Source organism: Gemmiger formicilis (genome assembly GCF_018784445.1).
GTDB lineage: Bacteria > Bacillota > Clostridia > Oscillospirales > Ruminococcaceae > Gemmiger.
This window is the reverse complement of the sequence record NZ_WQOH01000082.1, coordinates 1-1009: the sequence shown is the minus strand read 5'-3', so window position 1 is coordinate 1009 and position 1009 is coordinate 1. Positions and strand designations below refer to the sequence as shown.

Sequence of the window (1009 nt, the reverse complement as noted above, 5' to 3'; positions counted from 1 at the left end):
CAAAATACGCGCCCGTCTGCCAGTCGCTGCCCTCAAAGAGTGCGTAACGACCCTTTTCCCGTGCCAGTGCTGCGTCCGCCCTGACGGCGGCGTAGTTGATGTGCTCGAATACCGCATCGGTGAAGGCAAGGTGCTCATCGCTCTCCCAGCGGATGCCGCGCTTTGCCAGCATGTGGTGGTAGCCGCTGACGCCCAGGCCGATGCTGCGGTACTTCTGATTGGTAAGCCGCGCGTATTCCAACGGGTAGAAGTTGAGGTCGATCACATTATCCAGTGCGCGGATGGCCGTTTCCACCGTGCGTTCCATATAGGCCTCGTCCTCCACCGGCAGATTACCGAGAGACAGACTCGCCAGATTGCAGACCACAAACTCACCGGGGCGTGTGGCCGTCACCACCACTGTGTCGCCGTTCTCCGTGTGCACCTCAGTGCTGATATGCTCGATGGGCGCCATGTTCTGCGCGATCTCCGTGCAGAGATTGGAGCAATAGATCATTCCCGTGTGGCTGTTTGGGTTCATACGATTTACGCTGTCACGGTTGAAGGCGAAGGGCGTGCCGGTCTCCACTGCCGAGCGAAGCACCAGCCGCACGATGTCCTTGACGGTGACGCTGCGCTTTTCGATGCGCGGGTCATTGACGCAGTCCAGATACCGCTTCTCCCATTCCGTACCCCAGTAATCCTCCAGAGCGTAGCCCTTGACCGTGAGGATCTCATGCGGACACATGAGATGCCACGGCGCGTCTATGTTCTCCTCCGCCAGTCGCCAGAAGAGATCCGGATAGCACACGGCAGGAAACACATCATGCGCTTTCATGCGGTCATCGCCATTGTTAGTGCGCAGTTGAAGGAATTCCGGCAGATCCCGGTGCCATGCGTCTAAGTAAACCGCCACAGCTCCCTGCCGCATCCCCAACTGATCCACCGCCACGGCGGTGTCGTTGACCAGCCGAATCCAGCGGATAACACCACCCGCCGCCCCTTGAAAGCCGCGGATGGTGCTGCCTGC

At 59.7% G+C, this 1009-nt stretch carries 1 protein-coding gene; it reads right to left on the bottom strand.

Going from position 1 to position 1009, the window contains the following annotated elements; all coding sequences use genetic code 11:
• Window positions 1–1009: ribonucleoside-diphosphate reductase subunit alpha (locus tag GPK89_RS14865; protein WP_215694333.1), on the bottom strand; the 1009-nt coding region annotated here is incomplete at both ends.